Here is a 5243-nt window from a genome sequence, read left to right on the forward strand (position 1 = left end):
CCACGAGTTTTCGTGAGCGGCGATGGTGGTAAGAGCGACCATCGCCGCTCACGAGAGGTGAGGCTCAGTCCGCGCGGCGTCGGCGGGCTGCTGCGGCTGCTGCCGGGCCTGCGAGGAGGAGCGCTGCTGCGGCGATCGCTCCGGTGAGCCAGAGGGCCCGGTTCGCCGGGTTCGGGTCTGCTGCAGCGGGTTTGGGAACTGCCAGGTGTTCCGGGACCGGGGGCTTGGGCGGGTCGGTGTTGGGGATCGTGGTGACTGCGGCGAACGGGTCGACGACGCCGTAGCCGATCAGCTCGTTCGGGAGCGGCGTCGAGGGGTGGTCGGCCGTGCCGAGCAGGCGCTCGGCGACTTCGGGTGCGGACAGCGCCGGGTGGTAGGCGCGGACGAGAGCTGCGGCGCCTGCTGCGTAGGCCACGGACAGCTCGTCCCCGGAGGAGACGCGGTGGCCGGAGCCCTGCGGGGAGAGGCCGACGAGCTGCTGGGCCGGGGCGGCGATCGCCGGCGGTGCGCCGTAGTTCGCGGACTGCGACGGGCCGTCCGGACCGACCGGGGTCACCGCGAGGACGCCGGGAATGCGGGCGGGGAAGGCGAGCTGGCCCTTCTTCGGTACCGCGGCGGACGCTACGACCAGCACGTCCCGCTCGGCGGCGTAGGCGACGGCGGCCCGCAGCTCCGGCATGTCCAATGTGGCCACCAGCCCGACGGCGACCACCCGGGCACCGCCGTCGACCGCCGCCCGGATGCCCCTGCCGATGTCCACCGCGAGCCCGGCGTGGTCCAGGATCTTCGGCGGATCGTCGCTGACCCGGACCGGGAAGATCTTCGCCGCCGGTGCGACCCCGGCGAACGGGACGTGCGGGTCGCTGCTCGGCCGAGCCGCGATCAGCGACGCGATGAACGTGCCGCGACCGAAGCAGTCGCCGTCGCCGGGACCACCGCCCAGGTCCGAACCCCGCAGCACCGCACCGGACAGCGCCGGTGCGGCGGCGCTGACGCCGGTGTCGACCACGCCGACGACCACGTCCCCCTCCGTCAGCGGCCACGCCCGGTCCGCGCCCATCCGCTGCTGCGCCCAGGACATCGTCGTCACCGGGGTTTCCGCTGGTGGCGTGCACTGCCCGATCGGTTGGGCCACGGCCGGGGACGCGGTCGCCACGACGCCCAGGACCGCGGCCAGCACGGCTCCTCGAAAGCTCACTCCGGTTCCTCCGTCCAGCCGATCTGCAGGCCGATGCCGTCGCGACGGGTCACCAGCAGCGCTCGGCCGGGTGGCAGCTGCCGGCCTCGGGCGCCGTTGAGCAGCGGTAGTTCGTTGGCCGGCATCGACAGCGCCAGCTCCGGGGTGTTCGACTCCTGCAAGCGGCGGGTCACCGGCTCCATCGACGACCGGCTCGAGCCCGCCGCCGCGCGGGCCATCACCAGGTGCAGGCCGATGTCGCCGGCCTGCGGGACCAGCTCCACGAGCGGGTCGAACGGGCCGCCCATCGGGCCCAGCATCAGGTCGTAGTCGTCGACCAGCACGAAGATCTCCGGGCCGCTCCACCAGTCCCGCCTGCGCAGCTGCGCCGGGGTGATGTCGGTGCCGGGCACCCGCTCCTTCAGCTCCTCGGCGAGCTGCCGGACCAACGTCTCGGCCGCAGGCGCGGACACCGCAGCACCGCGGCGGTAGGCCTCGGGCACCGATTCCAGCAGTCCGCGGCGCGGATCGACGACCAGGACCTGCGCCTGCTCCGGCGAGTACACGCTGGTGATGGCGTTCGCGATCAGCCGCAGCGCCGCGGTCTTGCCGCTGCCGCTGTCGCCGACGACGGTCAGGTGCGGCCGGTCGCCGAAGTCGTGCCACACCGGTTGCAGGTCCAGCTCGCCCGCACCGAGCGCGACCTTCGGGCCCGGCTGCGGGGCGGGCAGTTCCGCCGCGGGCAGCACGGCGGGCAGCATCCGCACCACCGGCGCATCCCGGCCGGACCAGCTCTCCGCGACCGCCGCGCACAGCTCCCTGGTCGATTCGGCGAGGCCGTCGGTGCCCGCGACGCCGTCGATGCGCGGCACCCCGGCCAGGAAGTGCATCTGGTCCGAAGTCATGCCGCGACCCGGGATCTGCGGGACCTCCGCCGCCTTGCGCATGTTGATCATCGAGTCGATCGAGTCGCCGAGCCGCAGCTCCAGCCGGGTGCCGAGCTGGTCACGCAACGCGCTGTGCACGTCGGACCAGCGGTTCGTGGTGACCAGCAGGTGCACGCCGTAGGCGAGGCCGCGGCTGGCGAGCGCGCGCAGCGCCATGTCGTGCTGCTCGAACTCCGAGCGCAGCGCGCCCCACCCGTCGACGACGAGGAACACGTCGCCATGCGGGTCGTCGGCGAACTCGCCCTTCGCGCGCCGCTCCCGGTAGGCGGCCATGCTCTCCACCTCGTGCTCGGCGAAGGTCTTCTCCCGCTGCGCCAACAGGGTTTGCACCTCGGCGATGGTGCGCGCCACCCGCTCGGCCTGCAGCCGACCGGCGACGCCGCCGACGTGCGGCAGACCGTCCAATGAGGACAGCGTGCCGCCGCCGAAGTCGAGGCAGTAGAACTGCGCCTCGGCCGGGGTGTGGGTGAGCGCGATCGAGGCGATCAAGGTGCGCAGCAGGTTGCTCTTGCCGGACTGCGGACCACCCGCGATGCCGACGTGCCCGCCCGCCCCGGACAGGTCGACTACCTGCAGGTCGCGGCTCTGCTCGAACGGCTTGTCCACCACGCCGACCGGCACCACGAGCCGACCGCAGCCCGGCCAGCCCGACGCGGTCAGCCCGCGCTCGGGATCGGGCAGCAGCGGCGGGAGCAGCTGGTCGAGCGCCGGCGGATCGGCCAGCGGCGGCAGCCACACCTGGTGCGCGGGCGGACCGTGGCCGACGAGCTTGTCCACGGCGACCGAGAGCACGGAATCGCCGGAGTCGTCGTTCGCTGCGGGCGCGGGTTCCGGAGCCGGAGCGGCGGATACCGGGAGCTTGCCGACGCCGAACGGGACGACCTGCCGCCGCACCTCCTCCTGCCGCTGCTCGCGGGTGCGCCTGCGGTGCTGGCCGGACACGTAGGCGGCCTTGAAGCGGATCAGCGTCGCGACGTCGCTGCGCAGGTAGCCGTTGCCGGGCGCGCTCGGCAGCTGGTAGGCGTCGGGAACCCCGATCACCGACCGGCTCTCCATCGCGGAGAACGTGCGCAGGCCGATCCGGTAGGACAGGTGGCTCTCCAGCTTGTGCATCCGGCCGTCCTCGATGCGCTGGCTGGCCAGCAGCAGGTGCACGCCCAACGAGCGGCCGAGCCGGCCGATCATCACGAACAGCTCGCCGAAGTCGGGGTTCGCGGCCAGCAGCTCGGAGAACTCGTCGACGATCACGAACAACGTCGGCAGCGGATCCAGCGGTGCCCCGGACAGGCGCGCCTTCTCGTACTCCAACAGCGAGCTGTAGTTCCCGGCCGCGCGCAGGAACTCCTGGCGCCGCACCATCTCCCCGTGCAGCGCGTCCTGCATCCTGGTCACCAGGGTCGCCTCGTCGGCGAGGTTGGTGATCACCGCGGAGACGTGCGGGAGCCGGTCGAGTCCGAGGAACGTCGCGCCGCCCTTGAAGTCGACCAGCACGAAGTTCAGCGTCTCCGACGAGTGCGTCATCGCCATGCCCAGCACCATCGTGCGCAGCAGCTCGCTCTTGCCGGAACCGGTGGCGCCGATCAGCAAGCCGTGCGGGCCCATCCCGCCCTGCGCCGACTCCTTGATGTCGAGCTCGATCGGCGCGCCGTTCTCGGTGATGCCGATGGGGATCCGCAGCCGATCGCGGGTCAACCCGTTCCGCGCCATCGACTTCGGATCCCACGCGTCGAGGTCGCCGATGCCCAACAGCTGCGGCAGCTCGAAGTTCGCCACCATCGGCTCGGCGACGTCGGTGGTGCCGCCGAGCCGGTACGGGGAGATCGTCCGGGCCAGGGTCGCGGCCTTCGCGGTGCTGAGCAGGTCCGGGGTGCACAGCTCGGTGCGGACCTCCTGGCCGGTGCGGTCGGTGCGCACCATGTCCACCCGCTCGGAGGTGACGTCCAGCCGCAGCGTGGTTCGCCCGGCGCCGCCGGTGAGGGCGTCGGAGACGTCGAGGACGACGGAGTTGTGGTAGCCGGTGCCGGCCAGGCGCGACTCGGCGGGGACGTCGACGCCGTCCAGCACGATCACCACGTACGGCTCCTCCGGGCTCGGCGAGGCCGCTGCCTCGAACCGGCCGCGCTCGCCGAGCTCGGCGTCGAGCAGATCGGTCAGCGCATCCACCCCGTCGGCCAGCAGGCGGACCTGGCCCGCGCCGTCCTGCTCGACCGGGTGCTGCGCGTGCGGCAGCCACTTCACCCAGTCCCACAGGTGCACCCGGTCCGGGGCCGCGCACACCACGACCCGCAGGTCCTCCGGCGAGTGGAAGGTGACCAGCTGCGCGAGCGCGGACCGGGTCACCGCGCGGATCGCCTCCTCCTCACCGGCGAAGCGCACCTTGGCGAAACCGCGCAGGAACAGCGACGTCGGCAGGTTCGCGACCGAGCTGTAGGCGTTGATGAACCGGCGCAGCGCCCGGGCGGACAGCGGTTCCAGGTCGGAGATCGGCTTGGTGCTGAGCGGGGTCATCCGGACGGCGAGGCGCTGCGAGCCGGTGCCGATGCGGACCTCGGCGAAGTCGCCGTGCGCGGCCCGGCGCTCCCACAGGCGGCCGGTCATCGCCACCGACCAGAGGCTGTCCGGGTCCGGGTGGCGCCAGGACAGCGACTCCCGCTGCTTCGCCGCCGCGGTCCGGACCTGGGAGCGGACCTGGCCGAGGTAGCGCAGGTAGTCGCGTCGTTCGCCGCGCATCTTCTGGCGCCGTTCGGTTCCGCCGCGGGCCAGCTGGACCAGGAACATCAGCAGCGCCATCGTCAGCATCAGACCGAACATGCCCAGGCCCAGCATCGGGTTCCGCGGCGCGATGTAGATCAGCATGAACACGCCGCCGCCGAGCATCATCGGCAGCATCATCAGCGACGACAGGAAGTCCCGGCCCACTGTCTCCGGCAGCGGCGGAGGCTCCTGCAGGGAGAGCTCCCCGCTCGGCATCTCCGGAGGCTGCTCCCGACTAGGTCGGCGAAACAGGGTCGTGGTCATCGCGCTCGGCTCCTCGCTGGGTGGTCCCCGGTCCACCCACCCCACGGCCCCGACCCACCGATCCGTTCACCACCTCCCGGACCCGGGTGTCCGCAAATTCC

At 72.6% G+C, this 5243-nt stretch carries 2 protein-coding genes; both read right to left on the minus strand.

The genetic code is table 11. From position 1 onward, the window contains the following. Positions 1-64 precede the first annotated feature (64 nt). A complete protein-coding gene (locus ABTZ89_RS35385) occupies positions 65-1198 on the minus strand; it encodes a S8 family serine peptidase (RefSeq protein WP_351053188.1) in 1134 nt (377 codons plus the stop codon). Further along, positions 1195-5142, minus strand: coding sequence for a type VII secretion protein EccCa (eccCa, locus tag ABTZ89_RS35390; protein WP_351053191.1), 3948 nt, complete (start codon positions 5140-5142; stop codon positions 1195-1197). Before eccCa ends, ABTZ89_RS35385 begins: the two co-directional genes overlap by 4 nt. Positions 5143-5243 lie beyond the last annotated feature (101 nt).

This window comes from Saccharopolyspora sp. NPDC002686, assembly GCF_040295745.1.
GTDB lineage: Bacteria > Actinomycetota > Actinomycetes > Mycobacteriales > Pseudonocardiaceae > Saccharopolyspora > Saccharopolyspora oryzae.

Bases quoted from the DNA above. Each gene is read 5' to 3' on its own strand.
- eccCa (WP_351053191.1), bottom strand. From the start codon at position 5,142: ATGACCACGACCCTGTTTCGCCGACCTAGTCGGGAGCAGCCTCCGGAG.